Consider the following 24,729-nt stretch of genomic DNA (forward strand, 5'->3'; position numbering starts at 1 on the left):
CCAAATCTAATCTTCATTCGTCGCGCCCGTAAATCGGCCTGCCCGGTTCGCGTGTTTCAGAAGCGGCCGTATGCCAAGGCGGCCGCCATAGGGATGCACCGCGCAGGCGTCAACCAGCGGGAGATATGCAGGAGGTTGGAAATTAGCCAAGAGCTACTAACGGCTTTCCTGACCCCATTCTCTTGGTTTCGAATGTGATAAGTGCCTAAGCGCAAGATATTGACCACCCCCGAGGCTTATGACCTATATCAAGCAACTCGGGGGTCTTTCATGACTGAAATAAACTGGTGGCTGGAAACCTACAAACTTATACCTGCTTCGCTGATCGGCGTGAGTGTTGTTGTAGTTGCCTATTTGCAATGGAAAACAGCCCACACAAAAGTCATGGTCGACTTGTTCGATAAGCGTCTTGTGATCTACGAAAACGTGCTGAAAGCGATTACGCTTTCCAATATGGATGACGGAAGCGGCCAACAGACTAAGGAGGCCACTTTTAAGCTTTATAGAGCGCGTTCGGACGCAACGTTCCTTTTCGGCGACGAGATCGCGTCAATAGTTCATGAAATTATAACGTGCATGAGTACCGAAAGGCGTAATAATCGCCGTCTAGACCGGCATAACCTTTCGAACGACGACCGGGAGAGGCTTGCAGAAGAAGCAGAGCAAGCGGGGAACAGGAAAGATCGCCTTGGGCGACAATTTCAAGCGGCATGCATTCCTTACCTTCGAATTCAGCACAAAGGGGCCGATTTCGGTCGGACTTTTTCTCGCCGTCTAAAAGTTCCGCCGCTCATTATTTGCATAATGCTAATTTTTTGGTTGCTTTTTAATTAGCATATTGCTAATTTCAATCCATGGAACAGATCACTTACTCCCGCGAAGCAACCAAGACCTTGATCAAGATGCCAGCCAACACGGCGAAGCTGATCCGGTCGAAGATCGAACAATATGCCGCCGATCCGGCGAGCCTTGCGAACAACGTTAAGGCGCTCAAGGGCGGCGAAGGGTTGCTCCGCCTTCGAGTTGGCGACTGGCGGGTTATCTTCACAGAAGATGGCCGCATTATCGAAGTAATCAGGATAGCGCCGCGTGGCGGCGCATACGAATAAGGAGAACGGAAATGAACGTTCAAATCATCAAGACGCCGCAGGGGGAGGAAATGGCGGTTCTCCCCAAGGCTGATTACGATAAGCTTCTTGAAGCTTTTGAGGATCGCGAAGACATTGCAGCCGCCCGCACCTTCCGCGAAAAGCTGGCCGCCGGTGAAGAAGAATTGATCCCGGCGGAATTCGTCAATCGCATGATCGACGGCGAGAACAAAATCAAGGTCTGGCGCGACTATCGCGGTATGAGCGCGAAGGCACTCGCCGAGGCTGCCGGTATTAGTGCCGCCTACTTGTCGCAGATTGAAAAGGGTGCCCGCGAAGGCTCTCTCGACGCGATGAAGAAGATTGCCGGTGCCCTCTGTGTGACGATTGATGAATTAGTATGACGAGGGGTATGAATGAACAGTTCTAAGACGATAAATGATTGGTCCACGGTTAAGTCGATCGCATCAAGCGGATATCAACATGCAGTAGAAGCTATGGCGTTAGTTTGCATCATCGAGCGGTCAAACCGGCCGACAGTCATACGCGGCTTGAATAACGATGGTGCCGGTCGTGCGGTTAAGCTTTTGATAAATGCCGTTATTTCTCGGCTTGTTCTGTTTGCAACTCGTGACGTGCTCCCCGTCCGAAGCGGTGACCTTACCTTCGGTGCAGTCGAAAGGTTCTTAAAAACATACGATTATTCGAAAGATGCGTACGAAGACGACGTCAGATTGGCTCTCAAGCTATTCGATGAGTATCGCCAAGCACCCGCAACAAAAAGTTTAATTCACTTCAGGAACAAAAATGTTGCGCATATAGCCGCGCCACAAGAAGAACCGCCGATTTATAATGACTTGTTTGATTGCGTCAACTTAGCCGCTCAGTATTGGGAAAAGCTAGCCAATGGCGTAGGTGCTTTCACAATGCCGATTTCTTATCAAGTTGAAGCTTACGTGGAATGCAGTGAAAAGCTTTGGTCCCGTTGGGAGTGAGCGCAATCCTAGCATAGGTAGTTCAGAGGAAGGAAAGACAATGTGCGGGCGTTTCACGCAAACTTACACGTGGGCCGAAATCTATGCGATGTATAACCTCACGGCGACCACGCCCCGAAATATCCAGCCTCGCTATAACATTGCCCCGACGACGCAAGTCGGCGTTATCACGCAAGACGGCGAGCACCTGGCCTATTCAGAAATGCGCTGGTGGCTTGTTCCGTCATGGTGGGACAAGCCAATTAACAAAGTGCCTTCCACCTTCAACGCTCGGGCCGAGGGCGTGGCAACAAGCGGCATGTTCAAAGGGCCGCTACAGCGGACCCGTTGCCTAATCCCGGCAACAGGCTTTTTTGAATGGTCGGGGCCGAAAGAGGCACGCTTGCCGTGGTTTATCTCGGCCAAGGATGGGCGGCCGTTGACGTTCGCCGGACTGCATGACCGTTGGAAGGATCGCGAAACCGGCGAGGCGGTCACAAGCTGCACAATAATCACCTGCGATGCGAACCCCTTCATGCAGAAAATCCATACTCGCATGCCGGTGATTTTGCAGGAAAGCGATTGGCGCGCTTGGCTCGCCGAGCCGCGCGTCGATCTATTGAAGCCTGCCAATGATGATAACTTGCAGGCGTGGCGCGTTTCCACGAACGTCAATTCGAGCCGGTATCAGGGCGAAGACACTATGCAGCCCATCGAAACGGGCGATTTACTGGACGGCTAATTTCATCGCCCTACCTTCCTCGTCAATGAGGGAGGTCACCGGCATGCCAGAACATTTGAAATCCGTGATAGGTCCGAAGCGCGAAGGGAAATATCCCGACCGGAATATCGATTGTCAGGAGGCTATCGCGGACGCTGTCGTCGATATCATTGAACAAGCGGAAAAGGCTGGTTGGACGGCCTTAGAAGCCGCCCGAGCAGTTAGCGAGGTTTCGCGGGGATTGGCTGTCGGCATTCAGGGGAAAGACCCCGACGAGTAGCGAGTGCCGCTTTCCTGCTTGCTTCCGCAAATTCTTTCGCCGAAAACGTCCCGGCCCTTGCGAGTTTTGAAAGAGATTGCGCGACGTGCGGCGGAATATCGAGCTTATGTTCTGACTTCATTTGATGCACCACGGTTCACGCTTGCCCCGCCAAGGGCGGGCAAGTTCTTCCTCGATCAAAATTGCCCCTACGTCAACGCCCTCGACGTAGGCCGTCGCCAGCGTGCGGCCGTAGCGATCCTTGATGCGGCCGGACTTCGGGTCGCCCCGTTCAATTTCAAAGCCGGGCGAAGTAAGCAATTCCTGCAACCGACGCTTGGCGACACGCCCGAGGCGTCGCTCGGCATCGCATTTCGCGTTGCGGGTTTCCGGTGCGTCGATATTCGCGATGCGTACATGCTCGCCATCAATGACGAATGTATCACCGTCCAATGCTTGCGGCGCGCTGGTCATTATGGCCGCAGCAAGAAGAACCTCAATCATGTAAGCCCCCGTTTAGTATCCTCTCGCCGACTTCGGCAGTGGAGCGGCAACCGCCCCGGCTCCCGAATTGCTCGGGAAGTCGAACAAGAGCCGAACCCGTCTCGACCCGCAGGACGGGCACTTCATGCGCTCTTGCAGAAAAGTGAGCGGCATGTCCCTACCGCGGGTACAGACGAGCGTTTGGACGTCAAGTTCCGCGCTAAACAAGCATTCGCGAACCGACTTCATTGCGTCTCTTTTGCCCCACGCGCACCGCATTCTAATGCGGACGCTGTGCGTGTAGGCGTCTCCTAGTGTCTCAATCTGCATGAGAACATCATGAGAACAAAATTAGACGCTCGTCAATGAGCGGTCAGTGCACGAACAGAAACCAGCGTCGGAATAACGCAGGTTTTCCCCGCTGTTCAATTATCGATTAAGCGGTCGGTGACGGCGAAGCCGACGAGCGCTTTATACGCGGAAAGCGCCGAAATCCCCCATAAAACCGCATGAACATACCAAGGCCACACCTCGGACCCGAGCCAATAATTCAGCCCAACGCACACGATGGCCCCGAATATCCCGGCCATAACCGCAAGCTTTTCGGATTTCTTCATATGCCCTCTCCCGCTTCAAAGTCGGGAGAGAGGCTAGTTCGAATTTAAACCGGGTTCAATTCCCCTGTTCTATCTCGTCCGAAGGAAGTTGCGGCCCGCCCTGCCCGATATCGCCACGAATGATTTGCTCGATAGTCTTCATAGCCTTGCCTCCGGTTGTTCGGTTGGCGCATGGAAGCCCTGCACTTTCGCCCGGCCCATAAAGACGTACCCCACACCGGCACCGCCGGGGATGCGCCAGCCCTGTTGACGAAGAACCTTGATATCGCGGTAAATGGTGCGCGGGGTGACATTCAAAAGCGTAGCAAGGCTATCCGAGGTATGGCGGCGGCCGTCCTCAATCGCGCGAATGAGATTAAAAAGGCGTTCGGATTTACTCATTGTCGCCCTCCCTTCCCGAGCTTGCGCCGTCAATCGCCGCTTGCAGATCAAGCAGACGCTTTTGCATGCCGGCGGGCGCTTTCAGACCCGCCTTTTCGCGATCAGACCAGCGATAGCGGTCATAACTTTGCTGGATGACGACGCCGTTAAGGCGAAGTTCCCACGTGACGGCAACCGCAGGGCCGCCGTGAGAAGGGACCGGCGTTTCGCTGGCCGTTCGTTTCAGTTCGATTTTGATTGAAGGATGGGAACTCCTAAAGGCCCGGAGAATGTCGGCCGCGACGGCTTCGATATCAGCCGAAGAACCTCGACCGCGTTCGATACGAATTGTCACGTCATTGACCAGAACAGGCTGACCCTTTCGCCATCCGTCTTGACGTGTTGAATAGAGCAAAATGCTTCTTTCACCGACGTCCATCGACCAAATGCCGGTTTCATTGTCCTTCATTGGTTTTCTCCTAAAAATGGAACGTTTCGCTATCGAGCAAGTCGGCGCGCGTAAGGCCGTCCGTCCCGGCGATCGGGGCGTCGATAGAGACGTTCTTGAATTGGTCGAACTGGCGGTTGTAGGCGGTCACTGCCGCTTTGACGGCTTCATTCAGCTTATTGAACTCGACCCTATTCTTGAGGGCCATTTCCATAACCGCTGCGATCACATCCATCTTTGCCGATGGGTCGAGATAGCCGGGGACCATCGGACGGATAAGCGCTCGCAATTCGTTTGGCCTCTCCCGCGCCATCTTCAAAGACTTGTTGCGGTAGTATCGGCGCATTCTTATCGCCCGCTCGTTTTTGTTTGTGTATATTCCGGTGCGCGCTCTACTTTCGCGGCGAAGCTGCCTCGCCCTTTCGAGTAGTACGGGATCGCCCCTTATTTTATCCTGCTTTCGCTTGTCTATTTCCTTAGCCTTTTTCGGGTTTTTCTTGCGCCATTGGCGGACATACTCGCGTTTATATTCGCGGTACTTCTCCCGGTTTTCTTCGCGCCATTTACGCTTGTATTCGCGTAATTCGTTCTTGAGCCGCTCAACCTCGTCGAGCGCTTCTTCCGTGTCCATCTGGAGGATGCGATTAAAGTCCGCTCTCTTCATCCATTTCGGGCACTTCATCTTGGCCTTCGACAGCTTAAAGGACATTACTTCCCCTCCGCTTTCTCGATAGCCGCGCGCAACTGCGCGACGGCTTTTTTGACCACACCCGGTGTGAACACTGGACTTTCGAGCGCATCCTCGACGAACGGCAAAGCCAGGTAGACGGCATCGAGCAATTCAGGAGCCGCCGCGCCGAGCGCCGCATCTTCCGGCCGCTGAAATACCGCTACCAGTTCGCGGCCGCGCCCCTCGTCGGCCGCCCTAAAATTCGCGAAAACGCGAACTCTTTCCGAAGTCTGCACTTCGTCGCGCACTTCCTTCGTCCAGCGCCGCGTTGTGGCCGTGGATAGAAGTTTGCCTTGGGTCCATGGCCCCGGCGTCGTCTTGCCCGTCGTCATAGGACCGCCCTCACTGGCAGGTTGTCGATACGGGCAAATCCGTCGACGTATTGAATAACTCGGCCGTTGCGCAGGAAAATTGCAAACTCGTCCCGGCTATCGGACCAGCGGAAGCCCTCAACCTGCGGGTGACCGCAAGCTGCAATAGCTGCCTCGTCGGCCTGCATCATCGCCAGCCGGGAAAAAGCCTGATCGGCCGTTTCGTGGTTGTTAAGCTCGTCGGACAAAAGCCGGCGGACGGCTTCGACTTCCGTGTCGATGCCCGTCGCTGCCATGTAATTAAGCAAGCGCGCGTGAAGGTCGGTCGGGAGATTGTAAACACGGCGAATGGTGTCTCCCCTCGCCTGCATATGTTCGATCACATTGAGAGTAAGGTTATCCATTCTCAAACGCTCCTCGATGCAAGCAAATCGCGCTGACGCTGGTCAAAAGCGTCGAGTTCATCGGGCCGCCAGAAATTGCGACGCCGGATCGAGAGCGGCTTCGGGAAGCCGAGCCTTTCGTCACGGGTCCACTTAATTAGCGTCTGTGCGGTGACGCCGTACCGTTTGCGGACCTCCGGCCCGGTCATGTATCGGATTTGAGCCATTGCTCGTCCTCTTTCGACATAGCTTCGCCGTGGCGCAGAAACGCGCGATCAGTCGGCGGGAAATTTTAAGGAATTGATTGGCGGCCGTTACTCGGCCGGATAAAGTTGGTGCTGCCAGCTTTCTTGCCAGTATGCGACGACCTCGTCGCCGATCAGCACGCCAACCCGGATATCCAAACGGCAACCGTAGTTATCCAAAAGGCAGTCGCCGGTTTCGAAATCCCGTATCGGGTCCGCCGCAACCTCAAGGACGACATGCGGAACGCCCTTGTCGGCATAGGTCGACGTCGGCTTCGGGGTGACTATGTCGCCTACCTTGAACGGGCATCGCGCCTGATAGGCGGCGCTCACCTCGCGGAGCGTTGCAATTTGGGCTTCCGGTAGCGGGCGCTTAAGCGCTTCTCGGCGCTGATTTCCCCGCGGCAATTCTACTTCAAAAATCTGCATGATAATGCCTCATGTGGTGGTTAAGCATTCGGGAAGCCGCCCTTCCGGGCGGAAACCGGAAGGCTTAGGAACGGTATTGTTTGGCGAGGAACTCTCGGGCATCGTAACCGAATATTCCGCTGTTGATTGGATGGTTCGGGTTGCCGACATCCAGATCGTTAGGATTCATCCGGTCCAGTTCATCGGTAGCCTGCTTGGTCGCAATTTTGGCAATGAAACGCGCTTCCGGGCTGTCAAACACTGATTGCGGTACTGTGTGCTTGTGCGTCATTTGCGTTACTCCCAACTCGTTTGAACATTTGAGAAACCCGCCCCTGACTGGAGGGAAAGAGACGGGAAACTGAAAGGCTCAAGCGCCCCGCTTCATTTCGTTGAGTGCGTATTCCAGAACATCGCCGCCGCTCTGCTCGATGCCTTCGCGAACCTGCGCTGGAGTTGCTATGACCTTGGCGATGCAAGAAATGGCATAGGCCGCTTCGCGCTTCTGCCGATCAATCGCACCGTTCTTGTGGCTCGGATGAAAGTAGACTTCAGGCTTCAGGCCATCCTTACGTAGACGACCAAGAACCTTTGCCTTTACAGCCGCCGACAATTCCTTCCGCACTTGTGCAGGGATGCGACCACGAACGACGAGGGTTCCCTGACTAAGAATGCGGGAGACGTTCGGCCCGAAATCGTCAGTGTATCCGTTGGGGCTAATGGGCATGGCATTTTTCTCTATCTGGCTCGGCTATAAAATCGCTGTTTGTGACTATGTTTTGGCAGATTTTATCTAACAGCGCAATAGCAAAGTTAGATTTTTTCGCACTTTTCTTAAAGGCAAATCGCCTGCAAATCACCCGCCAGACGCAAAGCACTGCGCCGCCGCCCGCGCAAGACGCTGCCGGACATAGCAATGCGGCAACCGGACAAAATGCGCTAATAGCCGGACATAAACAGGGGAGAAAGCGGACAATCCACTGTCCGCCATGTCAATTATAAACGCAATTCCAATAGCTTATCGAATTGTCCGGTTGTAAAGCACTGAAAGGATGGCGGACACGCATACCGGACAAAAATATTTTCACCTGTCCGGCACTGGTCGAAACCGTCGGTACATCAATGGTTTAGGTTCCGCCCCGTCGTGTCCGGTTAGAAGAAATCGCGTCCGGTTGAAAAAATTCGTCTTGACGAGTGAGACAATTTCGCTCTTTCTCTCGCGTTAAGACGATGGGGTCGCGCGCGGATCGTAGAGCACCGACGAGAGCGAGGCGACGGGAGACGACAAGTCTCCCGGAGAGACGAGCGATCTAGTATTGTTATTCTGATCCATCGTTAAAATCGAAAATCTTTAAATTTTAAATCCGCATGCGAGCGCGCGTGATGCCTATCGGCACCGCGCGTTTTTTCATGCCGGGTTCTGATCAGGTGAAATCATGGCAAGCATCGTCATCACCTCGGACGGCGTATTCAAGCGGTACGGCAAAGCGCTGGAAGCAATCGGCGAACGTGATGCAAAGCGTGTATTCGCCCGGGCACTCAATCGCGGTGGTGACCAAGCCCGCACGCAAGTCAAGCGTTCACTGGTCGCTCAAACCGGGATCAAGTACGGCCTGATTAACAAGGCCGTCAAAACCATTAGAGCGCACCCGAACAAGCTCGAATACAAATTGGAAGCGGAAGGCGGGGAAACAAACCTCAACCTTTTCAACGCCCGACAAGGCAAGAAAGGTGTGAGCGCTGCCCCGTGGAAAAAGCGCCGAGTTTTCAAGTCGACCTTCATCGTCCCCGCATATGACGGCAGGGTGTTCAAGCGTGAAGGCAAAGAGCGTGGACCGCTCGAACCGCTGTTCGGTCCCAACATCGCCCGCGAGGTCGTCAAAGACCCGACGGCCGAGAAGTGGCGCATGGTCGGTGGGTTCGTCATGACCCGCGTCGAGCATGAACTCATGCGCCTATTCAAGCTCTCCTGACCCCGGCCAGTCGAAAGCCTCAAATTTGACCGTAGAAGCGCGTTCTTGCGCGGACGTCAAATCGGTATCGGCAGGGTGACCGCGCGCGTGGGTGACCGCCTGCGGGGCGAGGTACCCCCCACCCCTTTAGGGACCGTACCCCAAGGCCAAGGCATGCGGTGCCGCCGCAGCCCCGAATTTGCGCGTTTTTCAGCTTTCGAAAATCGCGGTTTGCTTTGCACCGAAGGAATGTTCGCCATGGCGAAAAAACCAACCGTCGCCCCTCCGACGCCGCGAGCGTTTGCCTTGACTGGCGAGGAGATGATTTCCGCCAGCGGGGCGGCTTCCCTCTTGGGAATTACGACGCAATGGCTCCGGCAGTTGGCAGCGAATGGCTATGTCCCGGCGGCGGTCAAAGGGAAGTATCCGCTCGTCGCAGTGGTGCAAGGCTATGTCCGCTCCCTCAAAGACGAGGAACGGCGATCAACAAAATCAGCGGCGGACAACGGCTTGAAGGCAGCGCGACAGCGCGAAGTCGAACTTCGTATCGCCAAAGAGGAAGGCCGGCTCGTCGAAATGGACGACGTCGAGGCCGTTTCATCCAGCATCTTAGCCACGCTCCGGGCCGAACTGGCAGGGCTTCCCGCATCGGTTACGCGGGACGTGAAGCTGCGCGAGGAGATTGAGAAGGGTCTAAATGGCGCGTTTGCTCGATCACAAAACAAGTTCCGAGAGGCAAGCGAGGCTCTACGATCTGGCCGCGATCCTTTGGGAACCGACAGAGAAGACGACGGCTGACAAATGGGGCGCTGAAAACCGGGTTTATCCCCCCACTTCGGGAAAGCCCGGACAGCGCGACCCGTACCTTACACCTTACGCTGTGCCGTTCACGCGAGGTTTTGACGACCATCGATATACCCGCAATGTCCTCGTGACCGGCGCGCAAAGCGGAAAAACCGAAAGCATTCTCGATGTGATCGGCCACCGCTGCGACACGCGGCCGGTGCCGATCCTGTATGTCGGTCCCTCTCGGGAGTTCCTAACGGATCAGTTTGAACCGCGTCTTATGGGACTTTTCGACGAGGCCCCGAAGCTCAAGGCAAAACTTTCGCGCGGAAAGCGAATGAAGAAAACCTTGAAACGGGTCGCGGGCGTGACTGTCCGCCTCGCTCACGCCGGTTCGTCCACCGCGCTTAAGTCCGACCCTGCGGGTTTGGCACTCGTCGACGAGTACGACGAAATGCTCAAGAACGTCAAAGGCCAGGGCGATCCGCTCGGCCTCGTCGAAGCCCGCGGCATCACTTACGCAGATTTCATGACCGGCATCACGTCCACGCCCTCCCAAGGAATGGTTGAAACGGAAATGGACGAGGAAACCGGCCTTGAATTCTGGAAGGTCGCGCCGACGGATGACGTCGCGTCACCAATTTGGAAACTTTGGCAAGAGGGCACGCGCCATCATTGGACATGGCGTTGCCCGCACTGTCGGGAGTGGTTTGTTCCGCGGTTCAAATGCTTGTCATGGCCTAAGCGTGCGACGCCTGCGCAAGCTCGTCGCGAGGCTTTCCTTGAATGCCCCCGCAACGGTTGCGTGATTGAGGAGAGCGACAAGGCCGAAATGAACGCTACCGGCGTGTTTGTCGCGCCGGGCCAGACGGTGGACGAAGACGGCAACGTCTTCGGCGATCCGCCCGACACGACAACGCTTTCGTTTTGGGTTTCTGGTCTTGCGTCGCCTTTCGTTTCCTTCGGCGAGCGGGCCGAAACTTATTTGAAGGCGCTTGCCTCGGGCGATAGCGACAAAGTGCAAACTGCCGTGAACGCAGGTTTCGGCGAGGTTTTCACTCCCGGCGGCGGCGACGTGCCAGAATGGGAGGAGGTCGCGAGGCTCAAGGCCCCGTATCTGCCTCGGACGTTGCCGGATCAAGCGGTTTTCTTGACTGCCGGCGTCGACGTCCAGAAAAACCGCCTCCCGTTTGTAATTCGGGCTTGGGGGCCGCGCGCGACCTCTTGGCTTGTCGATAGCGGCGATCTTTGGGGAGAAACCTCGCAGCAAGATGTTTGGGACGATCTTGCCGACCTGCTTACGCAACCTATCGACAGCCTGCCGATAAGGCTTGCGTTCGTCGACAGTGGCTTCCGGCCCGGCAAAAAATTTGCCGTGCCGGAGCATCGCGTCTACGAGTTTGCAAGGCGGTTCCCGCGTTTCGTCTTCCCTACAAAGGGGCGACGCACACAGTCAAAGCCGATCATTCAGTCGAAAATCGAGGTGAAACCTGACGGCAAGTCGGCCAAGTACGGCCTGACGCTGCACCTCCTCGATACGGACCATTGGAAAAGTTGGGTGCATGAACGACTTCGCTATCCTCATTTAACCGAGGATGGCAGTCCAGCACTTGGGGCGTGGTATCTCCATTCCCAAACCACGGACGACTATTGCCAGCAAATTGTAAGTGAAGCCCGCACGACGTCACCTTCCGGCACGCCGGTTTGGGTGCAGCGATCGCGCGAAAACCACTTGCTTGACTGCGAGGCACTGGCCGCCGCCGCCGGTTTCCAACTCAATGCGCACCGCCTCGGCCCGAATGCTCGACGACGTGACGACGACGACGATCGAGCGGAACCGCGAATTGCGGTTCCCGATGCAAACGGTAAGCCGGTCGAGGCGAGCGGGTCGAAGTTCGACCGGATCGCCAAGATTGCGGCTGGATTTAATGGGTTGTAATCATGGGCCTTCTCACTCGCGTATCTGAACATCTTCGGAATGCCGTTCGGGGCGCGGGTCTCCCGGCCTCGTCGCCGCAGCATTCGGCGCAATACTTCCGCTCGCCGGGGAGCGGCGGGGCAGCCGCGCTTTTTGCGTGGCGGCCCTCCCTCCGGGACGCCCGCGAGGACGTTGCACGCTCTTACGTCGAGGCGGCCGCGCGCGCTATCGATGCGCTCCACAATTCGGGATGGATTGCCGGGGCGGTCGAGCAGGCCGTCGCGAGCACAATCAGCACGGGCCTTCGTCTTGCGCCCCGGCCCGACCGGATCGCGCTCGGATGGGACGAAAAGCAGGCCGACGACTGGACAAGCCGTGTCGAACGGCGCTGGATACTCTGGTCCGAGAACCCGGTCGAGTGCGACGCGGCGGGAAAGCATTCCATCGGCGAACTGACGGCGATGGTCCTGAAAACTTGGTATGCCTATGGCGAGGCCGTAAGCCTTCTGCCTTCGATCCGCCGGGACGTGGCTTTGTCGAGGACGAAAGTTCAACTCGTTTTGCCGCACCGACTTGTGCAGGACACGGATGAGTTGACAGGCTTTTATCAAGGCGTGCGAATGGACAGTTTCGGCTTTCCGCTCGCCTATCGGTTCCTCCGGGATGGCGTTTACAAGGAACGAGTTGACATTTCCGCCCGCGACGGCGCGGGGCGGCCGCAGGTCGTACATATCTTCCAAGGTGCGCCGGGGCAGGTTCGCGGCATTACGCCGCTCGCTCCCGTCCTTCGGGTCCTTCGGCAGTATGACCAGCTTGCGGACGCAACGCTAACGGCCGCTCTCATTCAGGCGATCTTTGCCGCCACGATTGAGAGCGAGGCCCCGACCGAGGACCTTATGCGGGCGCTTCAAGACCCGACCGAGCAGGATGACAGCGCACCGGCCGAGACGTTGTTCGGCTTCAAAAAGGCTTGGTATCAGCAGACGAAAATCGACCTCGGCGTCGGAGGGCGAATTGCTCACCTGTTTCCGGGCGAAAGCCTTAAGATGAACCGCTCGGAGCATCCGAACGACACTTACGAGGCGTTCAGCAAGTTCCTCCTCCGGGAGATTGCAAGCTGCCTCGGTATGACCGTGGAAACTCTCACGGGAGATTACACCGGGGCGACATACTCGTCGGTACGCATGTCCACAGCGGAAAAATGGCCCATCACGCTTTCGCGGCGGGCAAATATCTGCGGTCGTTTCTTACAGCAGGTCTATGAGGCATGGCTTGAGGAAGAGATCGAACGCGGAACAATCCCTTTCCCGGGCGGGCCGCGAGCGTTTCGCGCACAACGTTCAGAGGCGTGTTCCGCAGATTGGCGAGGACCTCCTAAGCCTCAAGCTGACGACCTCAAATCGGCCAAGGCGCACGAGATTTACCAACGGCTCGGCGTCGTAAGCGATGAAATGATCTGCAACGACATGGGTGCGGATTGGGAAGACGTTTACGATCAACGTGCACGAGAGCAGAAGAAGCGGAAAGAGCTTGGCCTCCCCCGAAGTGGGGCCTATCGTTCCCGATCCCGTCGGCGACAAACTCGTAATTGAGGATGAAAAATAATGGTCGAAAAAATCGGGCCAGTCGCCATTGATTGGGATGATCCTTGCGCGAGAGCAAAAAGCACTTCGGCAAGCCTATTTCGACAGGCTTGCCGGAGGGACCGCTCAACGCGTGCGTTTCCGCCACGGGGACAACGAACAGGAAGTCCAAACTTCTGTTTTGCAAGGCAATCTCGCGATGCTGCGGCAAGAAATGCAAAGGGCGGAAGATGAATGCCGCGAGCTTAACGGACTTCCGCGTTTGAACCGTCGCTTTGCGATCGTCGCCGGCTCACGACGCCGGTAAAACACAAGGAAAACCTCAATGCCAGCAACGCGCGCCCTCCGGGCGGCGCTTGCGGAGCCGTGGGCGATAACAGCCGAAGGGCTAGAACTCGTCCTCTCCGTTGCCGCCCGCGAAAATGACGTCTCGATCGATGCTCTTGAAGCCTATCGCGCCGAGCATGTCCCCACTGCCGAGCGCCTGACCCGCCGCGGGTCGGTCGCCATTCTTGATGTTCGCGGCCCGCTTGTCAGTCGCGCCAACCTGTTTACGGCCATATCCGGCGCAACGTCATACGACATTTTGCGCCGGGACCTTCAAGCAGCACTCGACAACCCGTCGATCCGGGCGATTGTCATGTCTTACGACACGCCCGGCGGATCGGTGACGAACGTCGACGAGTTAGCCAAGGCCGTCCGCGCCGGGAAGGCGATCAAGCCGATTGTCGCTTATGTCGGCGGTTCGGCAGCCTCGGCGGGATACTGGCTTGCCTCGCAGTCAACGGAAATCGTGATCGCCGATACCGCTTTACTTGGCTCGATTGGTGTTCGTGCAGCCTTGCAGGACACCAGCAAAAAGACGCCGAGGCCGGACGGATCGAATTCATTTCGTCGCAATCCCCGGGAAGCGAACGGACCTCTCAACCGACGAAGGGCGAGCGCGCATTCAGCGCACGATTGATGCGCTCGCCGACGTTTTTATCGCCACGGTCGCAGAAGGCCGAGGTGTAAAGCCCGACGACGTGATCGCCAAGTTTGGCGGCGGCGACGTGCTTATTGGCTCGGCCGCAGTTGCGGCCGGAATGGCTGATCGCATCGGCAATTTCGAGGCGGTCATCAAAGAACTGGACGGGCGATCCCCCTCCGCAACCTCCAAATTCAGGAGCAACACCATGAATGAACAAATGATCGCTCGCGCGGAACATGATGCCGCCGTAGCAGCCGCTCGCACCGAAGGCCAGACGGTCGGCGAAAAGGCGGGAGCGACCGCAGAAAGGGCGCGCATTCAGGCAATTCTCAATCTGCCGGAAGCCAAAGGCCGCGAAGCTTCGGCGATGCACCTTGCGTTTACGACCGACCTTTCGGCGGAAACCGCCAAGGGCGTTCTGTCAGGTCTGGAAGCATCGAAGCCAGAACCTGACAACGATGCCGATATCGAAGGTCAGCGTTCGCATGAAGCTGTCGGCGGCCTCGTAGTCTTTGACCCAAAGGCCGACAAACAGCCGAGCAAGGCCGAAAAGACAAAAGCCGCGTGGGGTGAAGTCACAAGCAAGCTCAACGCACGCATGTGATCGCGGGGCGCTCCAAGCGCCCTCCCATATTTTCCCAAATCGCTTTCATTGGAGATTGAACAATGTCGAAAGTGTTCGTCGAACCCCGCCACGCGGGCGAATTTATCTTGAGCGAGGCCAACGGCCACCGCTCGCGCGAAAACGTGACGGTCGCTGCGGAACAGGCCATTGAGGCGGGGACGATCTTGGCGTTTCTCGCGATGGCGGCTGGCGTAACCGCAACGGTTGTTGCAGGAGCCGAAAATGCCGGTAACGGCACGCTGACGATGGCGGGCACCCCGGTATCATCCAAGGCCAAGAACGGCACCTATGTCGCGATCGCGACGTCCGACACCGCCTTTGCAGTTGAGGACCCGACTGGCGTCAACATCGGCAATGCCACGGTAGGAACAGCCTTCAATAAGGAGGTCAAGTTCACCATCGCGGCCGGTGGCACTCCGTTCGCCGCAGGCGACCGCTTTGAAGTGATCGTCGGCGTTGAGGCCGGAGATTATCAGGCGGTGGCCTACAATCCAGACGGAGAAGATGGGAGCGAAAAGCCCTCCGCCATCGCGATCTATCCAGCCCTTACTGGCGAAGGTGAAACCGTCGAGATTGCGGCGCTTCGTCGTGACGCCGAGGTGAATACGCATTGCCTTGCTTGGCCGGAGGTAATCGCGGCGGAGAAAAAGGCCGCCGCAATTTCCGCTCTCGCCGCCCTCGGCATCATCGTTCGCTAACGCATCCCGCCGCAGCAACGCACCACATTCCGAAAATTTGGAGACAACTTAGATGTTGGATATTTTTAACGACGCGGCGTTTTCGACCACGAGCCTGACCGATGCTATCAATGAACTGAAATTCAAGCCCGGTCGCATCGGCGAAATGGGTCTGTTTAACGATAGTGGCGTTGATACAACGACGATCGCCATCGAAAAGAAGGGCGATATTTTGACTATCGTTCCTCCAACCCCGCGCGGCGCTCCGGGAACGACCATCGGCAAGGAAAAGCGCGACCTCCGCTCGCTCATCATTCCTCATTTTGAGATCAATGACGCGATCTATGCCGAGGAAGTACAGGGCGTCCGCGCCTTCGGCACCGAGCGCCAGCTTGAAACGGTCATGATGAAGGTCGGTCAGCGCCAGCAGACCCACGTCATCAACTTTGCCGTGACCGAGGAACACGCCCGCATGGGTGCGGTCAAGGGCATCGTGATCTATGCCGACGGCTCGACGCTCAACCTCTTTAACGAGTTCGGCGTCACCCCGGAAGCCGAGATTGACTTCGACCTCGACAATCCGAACCCGGCGGAAGGTGCGCTTCGCAAGAAGTGCGCTGGCCTAGTCCGCAAAATGTCGGACATTCTCGGCGGCATCCCGTTCGACGGCATTCATTCGTTTGTCGGCGACAATTTCTTCGATGATCTGCTCTCGCATCCCGAAGTCCGCGAAACCTTCAAGGGCTGGTCGGAAGCACAAATCCTTCGCGAAGGTTATGTCGGCCCCAACCGCTCAAGCTACGGCATCTTTGAGTTTGGCGGCATCGTGTGGGAAAACTATCGTGGCGCAGTTGTCGATGGAAAGACTTTCATTGAGCCGGATAAGGCAAACTTCTTCCCGACTGGCGTCCCGGGCCTTTTCAAGACCGCCTACGCCCCGGCCGACTATATCGACACGGTGAATACCATCGGCCAGCGCCTCTACAACAAGCAATATCGGATGCAGAACGACAAAGGCGTTCATCTGGATACGCAGATGAACGCGCTCCAATACTGCACCCGTCCGAAGGTGCTTATGAAGGGCAAGCGGACCTAACCGCTATGCGCCTCAACAGCATCGCAGCGCGCACCGCCTTCGGGGCGGTGCAGCGTGAGCTTGGGGAATTTGTTCGGGTCGTACCTCGCATTCAAAGCGATTATAGCGGCCCCTCTCCCGATCCTGACCGTCGAATTGTAGACGTTTTCGTCGTCGTTTCATTGACGCCGGAAACGGCACCTTTCGACGGATCGCGACGCGGCACGAAGATCAACACGTCAACGCGTCTTTCACAGCGCGAGGCGGCCATTTGGTTCGATCCTCCGGTCTATGAAGCGTTGAAATACGCGCTTCGCGAAGGCGATCAAATTCTCCTTATCGAGCGGCCGAAGGAGCCGCCCTATGAAGTATCCCGCGCGCCGGAAAGTTCCGACCGTGGCGACGTTGTCGTTTCTCTTGTTTTGGATGGAAACCGATGAGCCTTACAGCCCTCGCCGTTCGCCTCGCCACTATCCGCGCTTTGAAAGATCGAACCTTCGCCGAGGATCGGATTTTCGACAGCAAGATAAATCCGATCAACCTCGTCGCAAAAGGCGAACCTCGGCCGGTGATCGTCGTCACCACTGACGACGACAACGTCGATATCGAAGGTAGAGACCTGCGCGCGGGCAATCACAAGCTCGAACTAGTGATTGAGGTTGCCGTTACTCAAAAAATCGAAGTGGCAGTCGGCAAAGGCGCGACGACCGAAGTCATATCAATACCGGCGAGCGATGCCGGTCTTGAGGCGACCGTCGGCATTGTCGGCTGGCAAATCGCAAAGGCCCTCTCCGCAGATGGCGGGGAATGGGGCGACCTCTGGCGAACGTTGGTCGTAAAGGTGCATTCCATTTCAAGCCGACGCGGTGCGGACGAAGAAAAGGGCGTCCGGTATGCAGCCCGGCAATACATTTACTCAATCGACCATATCAACGAACCGACACCGGGCGAAACGCCCGCACCGGGAAGCGCTTGGGGACGTGTCCTTGCGGCCATGAAGGCCGATCCCGATTTCGCTGGTATGGCGAAGCTGATCGAAGCCGAGATTACGGGCGGTGACTATTTGCCTTGGGAACTCGCACGCGGCCAGCTTGGCCTTGCAAACGACGAGACGGATATCATCGGTAGCAAGCCAGTTGAGATATCCGAAATTGTCCCGCTTGCTGCCGTCGAAATGACTGACGGCTTTTCGGTCGACGAGCAAAAAGCCGTTGAAGTCGATGGGCCGGAGAAGCCGAAATGAGGATAGATAAGCTACTCGTCGAGGTGCTTCGCCGAACGGCCGAGATTGAGCGACGCTTCGACGGCATGATTAAGCAAGGCCCGGTCGCGGAGGTCGACCCCAAAAGAGGGACGGTTCGCGTTCGCCTTGGGGGAAGCGACAAAGAGCCGATGCTTTCGCCTCCAATCCCGTATGCGCAGGTTGCCGGCGGCTTAAAGGTTCACGCTCCCCCAACCGTCGGGCAGCAAATGACGGTTCTAAGCGGGGCTGGCGATTTCCGGCAAGGATTGGCCGTTCCGATGACATGGAGCGACAGCAACAAATCACCAAGCGAAAAGGGCGACGAGAACGTCATCACTTTTGGCGCGCTTACTATCGAAGCTCGGGGAAACGAGCTTGTGATCAAAGTGCCGAGAATGCTGATCGAGTGCGACGGCACCACAATGGAATTGACGGGCGCGGGCCTAAAGGCTGTCGCGCCCGATTTTGATTTTAGTCAGGGGTAAACCATGCCGGGCATTGCTTTAGTGGGTGTCGATACGGCCGGGGGCGTGCAACTCGGCTTGCAAGTACCTTGGTTTCGCATCAACGGCCAACCTATTGCGGTTAAGGGCGACCGGGTTTCGGGGCATGGAATTTTCCCGCATAGCAGCCCGGTCATGGCGGAAGGTTCCCCATCCTTTCGAGCGGGCGGCATTGCCGTATGCCGGGAGGGGCACCTTGCAACGTGCGGGCACCCGACAACGGGGCGGACGTTCTTCCGCATTCCATAGAAAGAGGATGCCATGAAAAAGACCTATCTCGTGACCGAACGCGCGGGCGACTGGATCGCCGGGCAGCGCAAGCCGAAGGACGGCAAAATCGCCCTATCCGACAGTCAGGCCGCCTATGAGTTGGCGTTAGGAACAATCGCGCTCCCGCCCTCTGCCGAGCGACCGGAACAAGAACGCAAGCAACCGCGGCGAAAAGCCGAGAAATAGCCGGGAGATATGCCATGTCGCTTAACTCTGCCCTCGGCATCGATATTGATCGGCAAACCGGGGAAATCATCGAAGGTTGGGCGCATGTTGAACAATGTATCGGTGATTTCTTATCAACGTTCTTCGGCGAGCGTGTCATGCGGGAATGGTACGGATCGATCGTTCCGCCGTTGATGGGCGAAAATCTGACCACTGAAACGATTGTCCGGTTCTTTGCGGCCGTGACGTCAGCAATCGACCAGTGGGAGCCTCGCTTCAAGATCGCGAAGATAACGCCGCTTTCCGTTAACCGAAGCGGAGAATTTCAGGTTCGAATTGAGGGCGATTATCGCCCGTTAGCGCTGATCGGCAATTTCACGTCGGGCAGTCCGAAGCATTTAACCATTAGCGGGGCCGTGGGCCGGGGGCTGGTTTTGATATGACAATCAATCTCGAAAGTTACCCTTCGCCCGACGTGATCGAAACAATCGCATTCGAGCAAATTCTCGCCGACATGCAGAACGAGCTTATTCGGTTGTTTCCCGCCATCGCGCCAACTCTGGCGCTCGAAAGCGCGCTCGCAAATAAGTTGATGCAAGTTGCATCGTTCCGCGAAGCACTTTTCCGCGCGCGCGTGAATGATGCGGCGCGAGCAAACCTTTTGGCGTTTGCGAATGGTGCCGATCTTGACCACCTCGCAGCCTTCTACGATGTGGAGCGCCTGCAAGGCGAAGATGACGAAGCCCTTCGGAGCCGGACCGTTCTCGCTATTCAAGCGCGCTCGCCTGCGGGCGGCGCGAATTGGTACAAGGCAGCCGCCAGACGCGCCGACGTCCGCATCCGGGACGTCGCCGTTTATCGTGAGGATTTTTGGCCGATTATTCATGTCGCCGTGCTTTCACGCGACAATGACGGCATTCCAGACGACGCCATGCTCGACGCTGTTCGTGCAATCGTCACGAGCGACGACGTTCGTCCGCTAAACGATACCGTCGTCGTCGAAGCGGCCGTCCAGAACCGCACAAACGTCGAGGCGAATGTCTGGCTACTACCGTCCGCTCCCATTGCGGATATGACGCCTCTGCAAGATGCGCTTCGGAAGGCTTGGACAACAGAAACCGGGATCGGGTTCGACCTCGTGCCGTCATGGATCGAGGCTCGTTTGCACGTGTCAGGCGTCCAGCGCGTGGAAATGGTTAGTCCGACCGCTCCTCTTATTGCCGCGCCGGGCACCGCAATCGCCATCGGCGAGATAAAACTCAACTATATGGGGCGCGATTACTGATGGCCGAACGTATCGCATTGCTTCCAAGCAATGCGACGGCGCTGGAAAAGGCATTTTCGGAGGCTCTTGACCGAACCCCGGAACTGTCGCCCGGCATCGTCGAATTGCGCGGGTTTAAGTTCCACCCGATCGACAGGGTTATTCCCTATCTCGTCGCGGAATATGGTTTGTCGGAGGTCGCCGAGTTTCTTCCGAACCTTCGGGACGTCATTCGCGAAGGCATCCAGTGGCAGAGAATTATAGGAACGCCCGCAGCGATCCATAAGTCCTTGCGGTGGATAAACCACGATGGCGATATCGAGGAGTTTCCAGCGACAGCACGCAAATGGTGGTGGTTTCAAATTCACCTGCCATTTGAGCCGACCAATACCCAATTCTTGCGGCCGACGACGCAGCTAGTCCAGTCGTCGAAGCCCTTGCGCTCGGAATTCGCCCGCCTGACCGCGGGATGGGACGTAAGGGCGTTCCGATTGAATGAGCACCGGCTCAATGGCGGGGCAGGATTAAACACATGGTCGGGCACCCGAAAGGAACCCGGCGGACCCGTTGTTTCAATCCGCGTCAACCACCGCAAGCAGGTCATTGTCCCGACTGGCGGGCGAGTGGACGTCAAGGACGTTCAACACATTGAGACGGTTCGAACCGTCCAATCGATCATTCCAATGAGCCAGCACTCGACGCGCTTCGCGTCGCTGGCGGCGGTTCGGGTCGATTACCGCAACCGCGCTACGGTCGCATTCCAGAATGCGCCGTTTGTTCATCAACCTTTCGGCGCTCCGGTGCCGCGTGTCCAAACAGGATTTGAATAATGGCTGTCTTTACCCAAGACGGGCGCGTCGCACTGGCGAAAGCGCTTTATGACATGACGCTCTTTCTTGCCGTCGGCGAAGGCTTGCCGGAATGGGACGATCAGCCCCGGCCGTCTACGCCAGAAGAACAGGCGGCCCAAGATGCCGCATGGTCGGTGCTGACCGGCCTTGAAAATACCGTTGGCATGACGAGGACGCGCGACAAGTTTTTTGTCGTGCCTGATCCAAACGGCGAAATCGTCATGGCCGACGGCGCGAAGTTTTCGCAAAGCTCCGAGCCGACCGGGTACGTCTTCATACGGTTTCAACTCGATCTCGACGACGCGAGCAGCAACACGTTGCGCGAAACGGGCATGTACGTCGGTACAAAATTGGCCGAAAGCGTTCCGGCCGGTCAGATGTATGTCCCCCTCGCCGACGTGGTCGACCTTGGGAAAATGATCGAAGTCGACCGCTTCTCGCCGATCATTCGCGATGGCTCGATCGGTCAAACGTTCACTTTCGTTCTGACAATGTGAGGTGCCATGAACAGCATCATTAAGCGCGCCGGTTATGGCGATCGGTTTGATCGCGCACTACGTCGCCACGCAATCGCGTTTCAGGACGTCGGCCGTGACAAGAAGGGCATTTATCTTCAATCGACCGATTTGAACGAATTGCAGTCGATGCAAATCGATCATATGCGCCGTGGGTTTGACTATATCCTTCAAGACGGCCGTGTCATGGACGGCCAAGACCCGGTTGTTGAAATTGAGGATGACGACCATATTCGAGTGCGCCTCCCGGCCTGCCCGATTTACATCGAAGGTATCGTCCATGACGTGCCGGCCGCGACCTTTGTCCTCCCAAACAAGGGCGACCTGACCATCGGTGTCAGAAGCTCGCAAGTCCTCGTAACCGATGTGGTCGACGTGGATTTGAAGGGTTCGATCCCCGGCACAGAAGCCTACATGGAGGAAGGGCCGAGCCGAATTGAAATTACCGTTCTTTGGGGGCATTCGCAGGACGGTGACCCCGAGCCGCTCGTTTCGGTATATCAGGTCCGGGACGGCGTTATCCTCACGACGTCAACAAACATCGACTTTTCGGAAATCTACAAGGCGATCGAAGGCTATTCGCGCGAGAGCAACGGGTCGTATGTCTTCAACGGCTTCTTGATTACCGCCCTCGGGCCGAAGCCCGACGGCAAACAGGCGTTTTCTGTTTCCGAGGGGACGGCCTATGTGAATGGTCGCCGCATTGTGCGGCGTCAATCATACCCGTTCGATGTTGAGGAGAAGCCGGACCTTCGCAACGTTGACGCCGAGCCGCACCCCTTTACCGAGGCGACCGGCGGAACGCAGACGTTCAAGGTTTCCAAGGCACCGATTTCAAGCGTTCGTCGGGTAACAGTGGAAAAGGAGGTCACCGAAAGCGTTCTTCATGGACCTTATTCCGGTGTCGTCGATCCACTGGAACACCCGTCAGTCACCGCGATCCTCGAAATCAAACAGGGAAATACGGTCTACACCTCGCCGGCAAGCTGGTTGCTCTCGCAGGGGCAAATTGACTGGTCGCCATCCGGGCCGGAACCCGCACCGGGAACGACTTACACGGTCAAATACCGCTACAATGAGAACGTACAGCCGGACGAGGTCACTCGCGACACTGTTACTGTGACCGGGGCCGCCAAGGATACGAACGTTCTTATTGATTACGCGTACAAGCTACCGCGCATTGATGCCGTTTGCATGGATATGACCGGCTCTATGGTTTACGTGACGGGCACTTCTGCGGTGTCTCGTCCTCGCCCTCCGATCGTATCGGACAGCATGATCGAACTCGCCCGGATTTGGAACGATTGGGGTCAAAAGCCACTCGTCGAGGTTACCGGCGTCCGGAATGTGCCTTACAGCGAAATACAGGACATTCGAACGATGTTGCTTGACGTGTACGACCTCGTTGCGCAGGAGCGTCTTAAGAATGACGTGTCTGCACGCGATGTTGGCGCAAAGCGTGGCCTGTTCGTCGATCCGCTTCGCAATGACGCCATGCGCGATCAAGGCATCGCGCAGACGGCGGCCGTCTTTGGCGGCAAGATGACCTTGCCGATCTACGCTCGCATGCACGAATTCCCTGCCTTCGTGGGTATCCGTCATCTGGATTTTTCCGAAGTCGCCGTCATTCGCCAGCCACGGCGAAGCAAGGCGATGAAGATCAATCCATATCAGACGTTCACTCCGATGCCAGGGCGCGCGAGCGTCGAGCCTTCAACCGACATTTGGACTGACAAGCAAACCGTTTGGACGTCTCCGGAAACACAGGCTTTTGAAGCTGGCGAAGGCGAATTCATAAGCGGTATCTCGCTTGAGCAAAGGGTCGAGAAAGTCAGCGAGCGCGTCGTCAATGCCGAATTCATCCGGCAGCGAGACGTTAACTTCCGGCTGGAAGGCTTCATCGAAAATGAAACTTTGGTGCTCGTCGAGTTCGATGGTGTGCCCGTTGTGCCTACCGTTTCGGGGCCTGCCGACGAGGACGGCGTAATTACGGGGCATTTCACCACACCGCCGAACATTCCGGCCGGTTCGAAGTCCATTTACTTTGAAGGCTCGGTCGGAACGGAGGCCGGTTGCACCTACGTCGGACGCGGTTCGATCACGGTTGAGGAGTATCGCCTTACGTCGTCGCTCGAAACGACGACGGACACGATGCCCCAACCCGTCGTCAATAACACCGTCATCAATAACGTGACGAACGTCACCAATGTGACGAATGTTGCGGCGAATAACTCGACACCGATCCGTAGAGAGGGCGGAAGCGATGGCGGCGGCGGGCACGATCCGCTTGCACAGACTTTTACGCTCGCTCAATCGTGGTGCCTCTCGGGCATTCGGTTGATGTGCGCAAAAGTGGGATCGCGAAGCAATTCGATTGCGGTGCAGTTACGAACGGTTGAGGTCGGCATGCCGACGCAAACCGTTCTTGCCGAGGCGTTCGTTCCCGGTACAGACCTTGTCGAAGGCGAAGTCTTTACGGCACGTTTCAACTTCCCGGTTTTCATCCAAGGTGGCCGGGAATTTTCATTCGTGGCGCTAACGGACGACGCGGAGCATTCGTTGTTTGTGGCCGAGATTGGCAAGATCGACCTCGACACGAACGCGGTCATTTCCGAGCAACCGTTCACGGTTGGAGTACTGCTTTCATCGTCGAACGCTTCGACTTGGACGGTTCACAACGAGGCCGATCTTTGGTTTGAAATGCTCGGCTGTCGCTTTGATCCTGTCGAGCGGGTTGTCCCGATCGGCACATTCAAGGCGAACAAAATGTCGGACGTGATTATTCGTGCTGGCGTCGAATACCCCGACCCTTCGGTCGATATCTCGATCCGGCTCCGCCGACCAAGCGGCGAAGTAATCACTTCGGCACCCTCGCAAACGATCCGGTTCGACGAGTATATCCAGAATGAGGATATCCAAGTCGAGGCGGTCTTGCGCGGAACCGAGCGCATAACGCCGTTCTTGTTTCCCGATATCCAGATTATCGAGGGCGAGTTACAGACGACCGCGAACTATGCAACGCGAGCTATAGACGCCGCCGACACAAACAAGGTGTTGGTGACACTCGACGCCCGCTTGCCTGCTGGTTCCTCCGCGACGGTCCAAATTGGAATGCCGGGCGACTACCCGAACATTCCGGTTTCGAGTGCAACCCAACTCGGCGACGGCCTCGTCGAGCAAACCTTTATCCGATCCGCCTACCCGGCGGCCCTCCTCGATGCGCGCACGTTGATTACGATTACCGGCACGCCAGCGGCGCGGCCGGAGTTGTCGGCGGTTCGCATGCTACTTTCAAAGGTGTGATA

The 24,729-nt window shown here is 56.9% G+C and carries 35 protein-coding genes and 1 pseudogene; 25 read left to right on the top strand and 11 right to left on the bottom strand.

Going from position 1 to position 24,729, the window contains the following annotated elements:
* Positions 1 to 270 precede the first annotated feature (270 nt).
* Genes LJ361_RS18620 through LJ361_RS18645 form a run of 6 tightly spaced genes read left to right on the top strand, consistent with a single transcriptional unit; the run spans position 271 to position 3,063 of the window.
* On the top strand, positions 271 to 834 hold the full coding sequence (locus tag LJ361_RS18620; RefSeq protein ID WP_151657859.1) for a hypothetical protein: 564 nt from the start codon (positions 271 to 273) through the stop codon (positions 832 to 834).
* Positions 835 to 854: 20 nt separating this feature from the next.
* A complete protein-coding gene (locus LJ361_RS18625; RefSeq protein ID WP_151657858.1) occupies positions 855 to 1,109 on the top strand; it encodes a type II toxin-antitoxin system RelE family toxin in 255 nt (84 codons plus the stop codon).
* 11 nt (positions 1,110 to 1,120) lie between these two features.
* Complete coding sequence (locus tag LJ361_RS18630) at positions 1,121 to 1,492, top strand: helix-turn-helix domain-containing protein (protein ID WP_151657857.1); 372 nt, start codon at positions 1,121 to 1,123, stop codon at positions 1,490 to 1,492.
* 12 nt (positions 1,493 to 1,504) lie between these two features.
* Complete coding sequence (locus tag LJ361_RS18635) at positions 1,505 to 2,083, top strand: hypothetical protein (protein WP_151657856.1); 579 nt, start codon at positions 1,505 to 1,507, stop codon at positions 2,081 to 2,083.
* A 40-nt stretch (positions 2,084 to 2,123) separates the two neighbouring features.
* Positions 2,124 to 2,804 carry an SOS response-associated peptidase gene (locus LJ361_RS18640; protein WP_151657855.1) on the top strand — a complete coding sequence of 227 codons (681 nt, stop codon included), beginning with the start codon at positions 2,124 to 2,126 and terminating at the stop codon, positions 2,802 to 2,804.
* A gap of 43 nt (positions 2,805 to 2,847) precedes the next feature.
* Positions 2,848 to 3,063: a hypothetical protein gene (locus LJ361_RS18645; protein WP_151657854.1), complete on the top strand. Its 216-nt coding sequence runs from the start codon at positions 2,848 to 2,850 to the stop codon at positions 3,061 to 3,063.
* Between the two features lie 117 nt (positions 3,064 to 3,180).
* On the opposite strand, the gene LJ361_RS18650 is transcribed toward LJ361_RS18645, so the two are convergent.
* From LJ361_RS18650 to LJ361_RS18700, 11 genes are all read right to left on the bottom strand, one after another.
* Positions 3,181 to 3,546 (bottom strand): thermonuclease family protein, encoded by a 366-nt coding sequence (locus LJ361_RS18650; protein WP_151657853.1) that lies wholly within the window; start codon positions 3,544 to 3,546, stop codon positions 3,181 to 3,183.
* Between the two features lie 404 nt (positions 3,547 to 3,950).
* Positions 3,951 to 4,142, bottom strand: a complete 192-nt coding sequence (locus LJ361_RS18655; protein ID WP_151657851.1) for a hypothetical protein — start codon at positions 4,140 to 4,142, stop codon at positions 3,951 to 3,953.
* Between the two features lie 138 nt (positions 4,143 to 4,280).
* Positions 4,281 to 4,523, bottom strand: a complete 243-nt coding sequence (locus LJ361_RS18660; protein ID WP_151657850.1) for an HTH domain-containing protein — start codon at positions 4,521 to 4,523, stop codon at positions 4,281 to 4,283.
* Entirely contained in the window at positions 4,516 to 4,971 is a 456-nt protein-coding gene (locus LJ361_RS18665; protein WP_151657849.1) for a hypothetical protein, read from the bottom strand. The genes LJ361_RS18660 and LJ361_RS18665 overlap by 8 nt, the downstream gene beginning before the upstream one ends.
* A gap of 10 nt (positions 4,972 to 4,981) precedes the next feature.
* On the bottom strand, positions 4,982 to 5,659 hold the full coding sequence (locus LJ361_RS18670) for a hypothetical protein (RefSeq protein ID WP_264812082.1): 678 nt from the start codon (positions 5,657 to 5,659) through the stop codon (positions 4,982 to 4,984).
* A complete protein-coding gene (locus LJ361_RS18675; protein WP_151657847.1) occupies positions 5,659 to 6,012 on the bottom strand; it encodes a hypothetical protein in 354 nt (117 codons plus the stop codon). The genes LJ361_RS18670 and LJ361_RS18675 overlap by 1 nt, the downstream gene beginning before the upstream one ends.
* Positions 6,009 to 6,395 (bottom strand): hypothetical protein, encoded by a 387-nt coding sequence (locus tag LJ361_RS18680; protein ID WP_151657846.1) that lies wholly within the window; start codon positions 6,393 to 6,395, stop codon positions 6,009 to 6,011. The genes LJ361_RS18675 and LJ361_RS18680 overlap by 4 nt, the downstream gene beginning before the upstream one ends.
* Before the next feature lie 2 nt (positions 6,396 to 6,397).
* Positions 6,398 to 6,601, bottom strand: a complete 204-nt coding sequence (locus LJ361_RS18685; protein ID WP_151657845.1) for a DNA-binding protein — start codon at positions 6,599 to 6,601, stop codon at positions 6,398 to 6,400.
* A gap of 87 nt (positions 6,602 to 6,688) precedes the next feature.
* On the bottom strand, positions 6,689 to 7,048 hold the full coding sequence (locus LJ361_RS18690) for a hypothetical protein (RefSeq protein WP_151657844.1): 360 nt from the start codon (positions 7,046 to 7,048) through the stop codon (positions 6,689 to 6,691).
* A gap of 64 nt (positions 7,049 to 7,112) precedes the next feature.
* A complete protein-coding gene (locus LJ361_RS18695; protein WP_151657843.1) occupies positions 7,113 to 7,319 on the bottom strand; it encodes a hypothetical protein in 207 nt (68 codons plus the stop codon).
* A gap of 78 nt (positions 7,320 to 7,397) precedes the next feature.
* Positions 7,398 to 7,754, bottom strand: coding sequence for a hypothetical protein (locus LJ361_RS18700; protein ID WP_151657842.1), 357 nt, complete (start codon positions 7,752 to 7,754; stop codon positions 7,398 to 7,400).
* A gap of 709 nt (positions 7,755 to 8,463) precedes the next feature.
* Between LJ361_RS18700 and LJ361_RS18705 the strand changes: the two genes are divergently transcribed.
* The 19 genes and pseudogenes from LJ361_RS18705 to LJ361_RS18790 all read left to right on the top strand — a co-directional run bounded on the left by LJ361_RS18705 (position 8,464) and on the right by LJ361_RS18790 (position 24,727).
* Positions 8,464 to 9,000 (top strand): phage tail protein, encoded by a 537-nt coding sequence (locus LJ361_RS18705; RefSeq protein ID WP_151657841.1) that lies wholly within the window; start codon positions 8,464 to 8,466, stop codon positions 8,998 to 9,000.
* A 153-nt stretch (positions 9,001 to 9,153) separates the two neighbouring features.
* The gene (locus tag LJ361_RS18710; protein ID WP_151657840.1) at positions 9,154 to 9,777 is read left to right on the top strand and encodes a hypothetical protein; all 624 of its coding nucleotides are present in this window, start codon (positions 9,154 to 9,156) and stop codon (positions 9,775 to 9,777) included.
* Entirely contained in the window at positions 9,677 to 11,704 is a 2,028-nt protein-coding gene (locus LJ361_RS18715; protein WP_264812083.1) for a phage terminase large subunit family protein, read from the top strand. The genes LJ361_RS18710 and LJ361_RS18715 overlap by 101 nt, the downstream gene beginning before the upstream one ends.
* Before the next feature lie 2 nt (positions 11,705 to 11,706).
* Entirely contained in the window at positions 11,707 to 13,275 is a 1,569-nt protein-coding gene (locus tag LJ361_RS18720; RefSeq protein ID WP_264812084.1) for a phage portal protein, read from the top strand.
* Between the two features lie 316 nt (positions 13,276 to 13,591).
* Entirely contained in the window at positions 13,592 to 14,230 is a 639-nt protein-coding gene (locus tag LJ361_RS18725) for a S49 family peptidase (protein WP_264812085.1), read from the top strand.
* A gap of 19 nt (positions 14,231 to 14,249) precedes the next feature.
* Positions 14,250 to 14,339 (top strand): annotated as a pseudogene (locus LJ361_RS23640) (hypothetical protein); the annotation flags it as partial.
* A 102-nt stretch (positions 14,340 to 14,441) separates the two neighbouring features.
* A complete protein-coding gene (locus LJ361_RS18735) occupies positions 14,442 to 14,840 on the top strand; it encodes a hypothetical protein (protein WP_264812087.1) in 399 nt (132 codons plus the stop codon).
* A gap of 62 nt (positions 14,841 to 14,902) precedes the next feature.
* Positions 14,903 to 15,559 (top strand): head decoration protein, encoded by a 657-nt coding sequence (locus LJ361_RS18740; RefSeq protein ID WP_151657837.1) that lies wholly within the window; start codon positions 14,903 to 14,905, stop codon positions 15,557 to 15,559.
* Positions 15,560 to 15,611: 52 nt separating this feature from the next.
* Entirely contained in the window at positions 15,612 to 16,634 is a 1,023-nt protein-coding gene (locus LJ361_RS18745; protein WP_151657836.1) for a major capsid protein, read from the top strand.
* Positions 16,635 to 16,639: 5 nt separating this feature from the next.
* A complete protein-coding gene (locus LJ361_RS18750) occupies positions 16,640 to 17,053 on the top strand; it encodes a hypothetical protein (protein ID WP_151657835.1) in 414 nt (137 codons plus the stop codon).
* Positions 17,050 to 17,856 (top strand): hypothetical protein, encoded by an 807-nt coding sequence (locus LJ361_RS18755; protein ID WP_151657834.1) that lies wholly within the window; start codon positions 17,050 to 17,052, stop codon positions 17,854 to 17,856. Before LJ361_RS18750 ends, LJ361_RS18755 begins: the two co-directional genes overlap by 4 nt.
* Entirely contained in the window at positions 17,853 to 18,341 is a 489-nt protein-coding gene (locus LJ361_RS18760) for a phage baseplate assembly protein V (protein WP_151657833.1), read from the top strand. The genes LJ361_RS18755 and LJ361_RS18760 overlap by 4 nt, the downstream gene beginning before the upstream one ends.
* Positions 18,342 to 18,344: 3 nt before the next feature.
* Complete coding sequence (locus LJ361_RS23645; RefSeq protein WP_151657832.1) at positions 18,345 to 18,608, top strand: PAAR domain-containing protein; 264 nt, start codon at positions 18,345 to 18,347, stop codon at positions 18,606 to 18,608.
* Positions 18,609 to 18,620: 12 nt separating this feature from the next.
* Entirely contained in the window at positions 18,621 to 18,815 is a 195-nt protein-coding gene (locus tag LJ361_RS18765; RefSeq protein WP_151657831.1) for a hypothetical protein, read from the top strand.
* Between the two features lie 14 nt (positions 18,816 to 18,829).
* A complete protein-coding gene (locus tag LJ361_RS18770; RefSeq protein ID WP_151657830.1) occupies positions 18,830 to 19,237 on the top strand; it encodes a GPW/gp25 family protein in 408 nt (135 codons plus the stop codon).
* Positions 19,234 to 20,079: a baseplate J/gp47 family protein gene (locus LJ361_RS18775; protein ID WP_151657829.1), complete on the top strand. Its 846-nt coding sequence runs from the start codon at positions 19,234 to 19,236 to the stop codon at positions 20,077 to 20,079. Before LJ361_RS18770 ends, LJ361_RS18775 begins: the two co-directional genes overlap by 4 nt.
* A complete protein-coding gene (locus tag LJ361_RS18780) occupies positions 20,079 to 20,888 on the top strand; it encodes a phage tail protein (protein ID WP_151657828.1) in 810 nt (269 codons plus the stop codon). Before LJ361_RS18775 ends, LJ361_RS18780 begins: the two co-directional genes overlap by 1 nt.
* The gene (locus LJ361_RS18785) at positions 20,888 to 21,406 is read left to right on the top strand and encodes a hypothetical protein (RefSeq protein WP_006472985.1); all 519 of its coding nucleotides are present in this window, start codon (positions 20,888 to 20,890) and stop codon (positions 21,404 to 21,406) included. The genes LJ361_RS18780 and LJ361_RS18785 overlap by 1 nt, the downstream gene beginning before the upstream one ends.
* Positions 21,407 to 21,412: 6 nt before the next feature.
* On the top strand, positions 21,413 to 24,727 hold the full coding sequence (locus LJ361_RS18790; RefSeq protein WP_264812088.1) for a DUF4815 domain-containing protein: 3,315 nt from the start codon (positions 21,413 to 21,415) through the stop codon (positions 24,725 to 24,727).
* Positions 24,728 to 24,729 lie beyond the last annotated feature (2 nt).

This window comes from Brucella sp. JSBI001, assembly GCF_026014005.1.
Classification (GTDB): Bacteria; Pseudomonadota; Alphaproteobacteria; order Rhizobiales; family Rhizobiaceae; genus Brucella; species Brucella anthropi.

What these genes read in the sequence shown, in the direction of transcription:
- LJ361_RS18620 (WP_151657859.1), top strand. Translation starts at nt 271, where the DNA reads ATGACTGAAATAAACTGGTGGCTGGAAACCTACAAACTTATACCTGCT.
- LJ361_RS18625 (WP_151657858.1), top strand. Translation starts at nt 855, where the DNA reads ATGGAACAGATCACTTACTCCCGCGAAGCAACCAAGACCTTGATCAAG.
- LJ361_RS18630 (WP_151657857.1), top strand. Translation starts at nt 1,121, where the DNA reads ATGAACGTTCAAATCATCAAGACGCCGCAGGGGGAGGAAATGGCGGTT.
- LJ361_RS18635 (WP_151657856.1), top strand. Translation starts at nt 1,505, where the DNA reads ATGAACAGTTCTAAGACGATAAATGATTGGTCCACGGTTAAGTCGATC.
- LJ361_RS18640 (WP_151657855.1), top strand. Translation starts at nt 2,124, where the DNA reads ATGTGCGGGCGTTTCACGCAAACTTACACGTGGGCCGAAATCTATGCG.
- LJ361_RS18645 (WP_151657854.1), top strand. Translation starts at nt 2,848, where the DNA reads ATGCCAGAACATTTGAAATCCGTGATAGGTCCGAAGCGCGAAGGGAAA.
- LJ361_RS18650 (WP_151657853.1), bottom strand. Translation starts at nt 3,546, where the DNA reads ATGATTGAGGTTCTTCTTGCTGCGGCCATAATGACCAGCGCGCCGCAA.
- LJ361_RS18655 (WP_151657851.1), bottom strand. Translation starts at nt 4,142, where the DNA reads ATGAAGAAATCCGAAAAGCTTGCGGTTATGGCCGGGATATTCGGGGCC.
- LJ361_RS18660 (WP_151657850.1), bottom strand. Translation starts at nt 4,523, where the DNA reads ATGAGTAAATCCGAACGCCTTTTTAATCTCATTCGCGCGATTGAGGAC.
- LJ361_RS18665 (WP_151657849.1), bottom strand. Translation starts at nt 4,971, where the DNA reads ATGAAGGACAATGAAACCGGCATTTGGTCGATGGACGTCGGTGAAAGA.
- LJ361_RS18670 (WP_264812082.1), bottom strand. Translation starts at nt 5,659, where the DNA reads ATGTCCTTTAAGCTGTCGAAGGCCAAGATGAAGTGCCCGAAATGGATG.
- LJ361_RS18675 (WP_151657847.1), bottom strand. Translation starts at nt 6,012, where the DNA reads ATGACGACGGGCAAGACGACGCCGGGGCCATGGACCCAAGGCAAACTT.
- LJ361_RS18680 (WP_151657846.1), bottom strand. Translation starts at nt 6,395, where the DNA reads ATGGATAACCTTACTCTCAATGTGATCGAACATATGCAGGCGAGGGGA.
- LJ361_RS18685 (WP_151657845.1), bottom strand. Translation starts at nt 6,601, where the DNA reads ATGGCTCAAATCCGATACATGACCGGGCCGGAGGTCCGCAAACGGTAC.
- LJ361_RS18690 (WP_151657844.1), bottom strand. Translation starts at nt 7,048, where the DNA reads ATGCAGATTTTTGAAGTAGAATTGCCGCGGGGAAATCAGCGCCGAGAA.
- LJ361_RS18695 (WP_151657843.1), bottom strand. Translation starts at nt 7,319, where the DNA reads ATGACGCACAAGCACACAGTACCGCAATCAGTGTTTGACAGCCCGGAA.
- LJ361_RS18700 (WP_151657842.1), bottom strand. Translation starts at nt 7,754, where the DNA reads ATGCCCATTAGCCCCAACGGATACACTGACGATTTCGGGCCGAACGTC.
- LJ361_RS18705 (WP_151657841.1), top strand. Translation starts at nt 8,464, where the DNA reads ATGGCAAGCATCGTCATCACCTCGGACGGCGTATTCAAGCGGTACGGC.
- LJ361_RS18710 (WP_151657840.1), top strand. Translation starts at nt 9,154, where the DNA reads ATGCGGTGCCGCCGCAGCCCCGAATTTGCGCGTTTTTCAGCTTTCGAA.
- LJ361_RS18715 (WP_264812083.1), top strand. Translation starts at nt 9,677, where the DNA reads ATGGCGCGTTTGCTCGATCACAAAACAAGTTCCGAGAGGCAAGCGAGG.
- LJ361_RS18720 (WP_264812084.1), top strand. Translation starts at nt 11,707, where the DNA reads ATGGGCCTTCTCACTCGCGTATCTGAACATCTTCGGAATGCCGTTCGG.
- LJ361_RS18725 (WP_264812085.1), top strand. Translation starts at nt 13,592, where the DNA reads ATGCCAGCAACGCGCGCCCTCCGGGCGGCGCTTGCGGAGCCGTGGGCG.
- LJ361_RS18735 (WP_264812087.1), top strand. Translation starts at nt 14,442, where the DNA reads ATGAATGAACAAATGATCGCTCGCGCGGAACATGATGCCGCCGTAGCA.
- LJ361_RS18740 (WP_151657837.1), top strand. Translation starts at nt 14,903, where the DNA reads ATGTCGAAAGTGTTCGTCGAACCCCGCCACGCGGGCGAATTTATCTTG.
- LJ361_RS18745 (WP_151657836.1), top strand. Translation starts at nt 15,612, where the DNA reads ATGTTGGATATTTTTAACGACGCGGCGTTTTCGACCACGAGCCTGACC.
- LJ361_RS18750 (WP_151657835.1), top strand. Translation starts at nt 16,640, where the DNA reads ATGCGCCTCAACAGCATCGCAGCGCGCACCGCCTTCGGGGCGGTGCAG.
- LJ361_RS18755 (WP_151657834.1), top strand. Translation starts at nt 17,050, where the DNA reads ATGAGCCTTACAGCCCTCGCCGTTCGCCTCGCCACTATCCGCGCTTTG.
- LJ361_RS18760 (WP_151657833.1), top strand. Translation starts at nt 17,853, where the DNA reads ATGAGGATAGATAAGCTACTCGTCGAGGTGCTTCGCCGAACGGCCGAG.
- LJ361_RS23645 (WP_151657832.1), top strand. Translation starts at nt 18,345, where the DNA reads ATGCCGGGCATTGCTTTAGTGGGTGTCGATACGGCCGGGGGCGTGCAA.
- LJ361_RS18765 (WP_151657831.1), top strand. Translation starts at nt 18,621, where the DNA reads ATGAAAAAGACCTATCTCGTGACCGAACGCGCGGGCGACTGGATCGCC.
- LJ361_RS18770 (WP_151657830.1), top strand. Translation starts at nt 18,830, where the DNA reads ATGTCGCTTAACTCTGCCCTCGGCATCGATATTGATCGGCAAACCGGG.
- LJ361_RS18775 (WP_151657829.1), top strand. Translation starts at nt 19,234, where the DNA reads ATGACAATCAATCTCGAAAGTTACCCTTCGCCCGACGTGATCGAAACA.
- LJ361_RS18780 (WP_151657828.1), top strand. Translation starts at nt 20,079, where the DNA reads ATGGCCGAACGTATCGCATTGCTTCCAAGCAATGCGACGGCGCTGGAA.
- LJ361_RS18785 (WP_006472985.1), top strand. Translation starts at nt 20,888, where the DNA reads ATGGCTGTCTTTACCCAAGACGGGCGCGTCGCACTGGCGAAAGCGCTT.
- LJ361_RS18790 (WP_264812088.1), top strand. Translation starts at nt 21,413, where the DNA reads ATGAACAGCATCATTAAGCGCGCCGGTTATGGCGATCGGTTTGATCGC.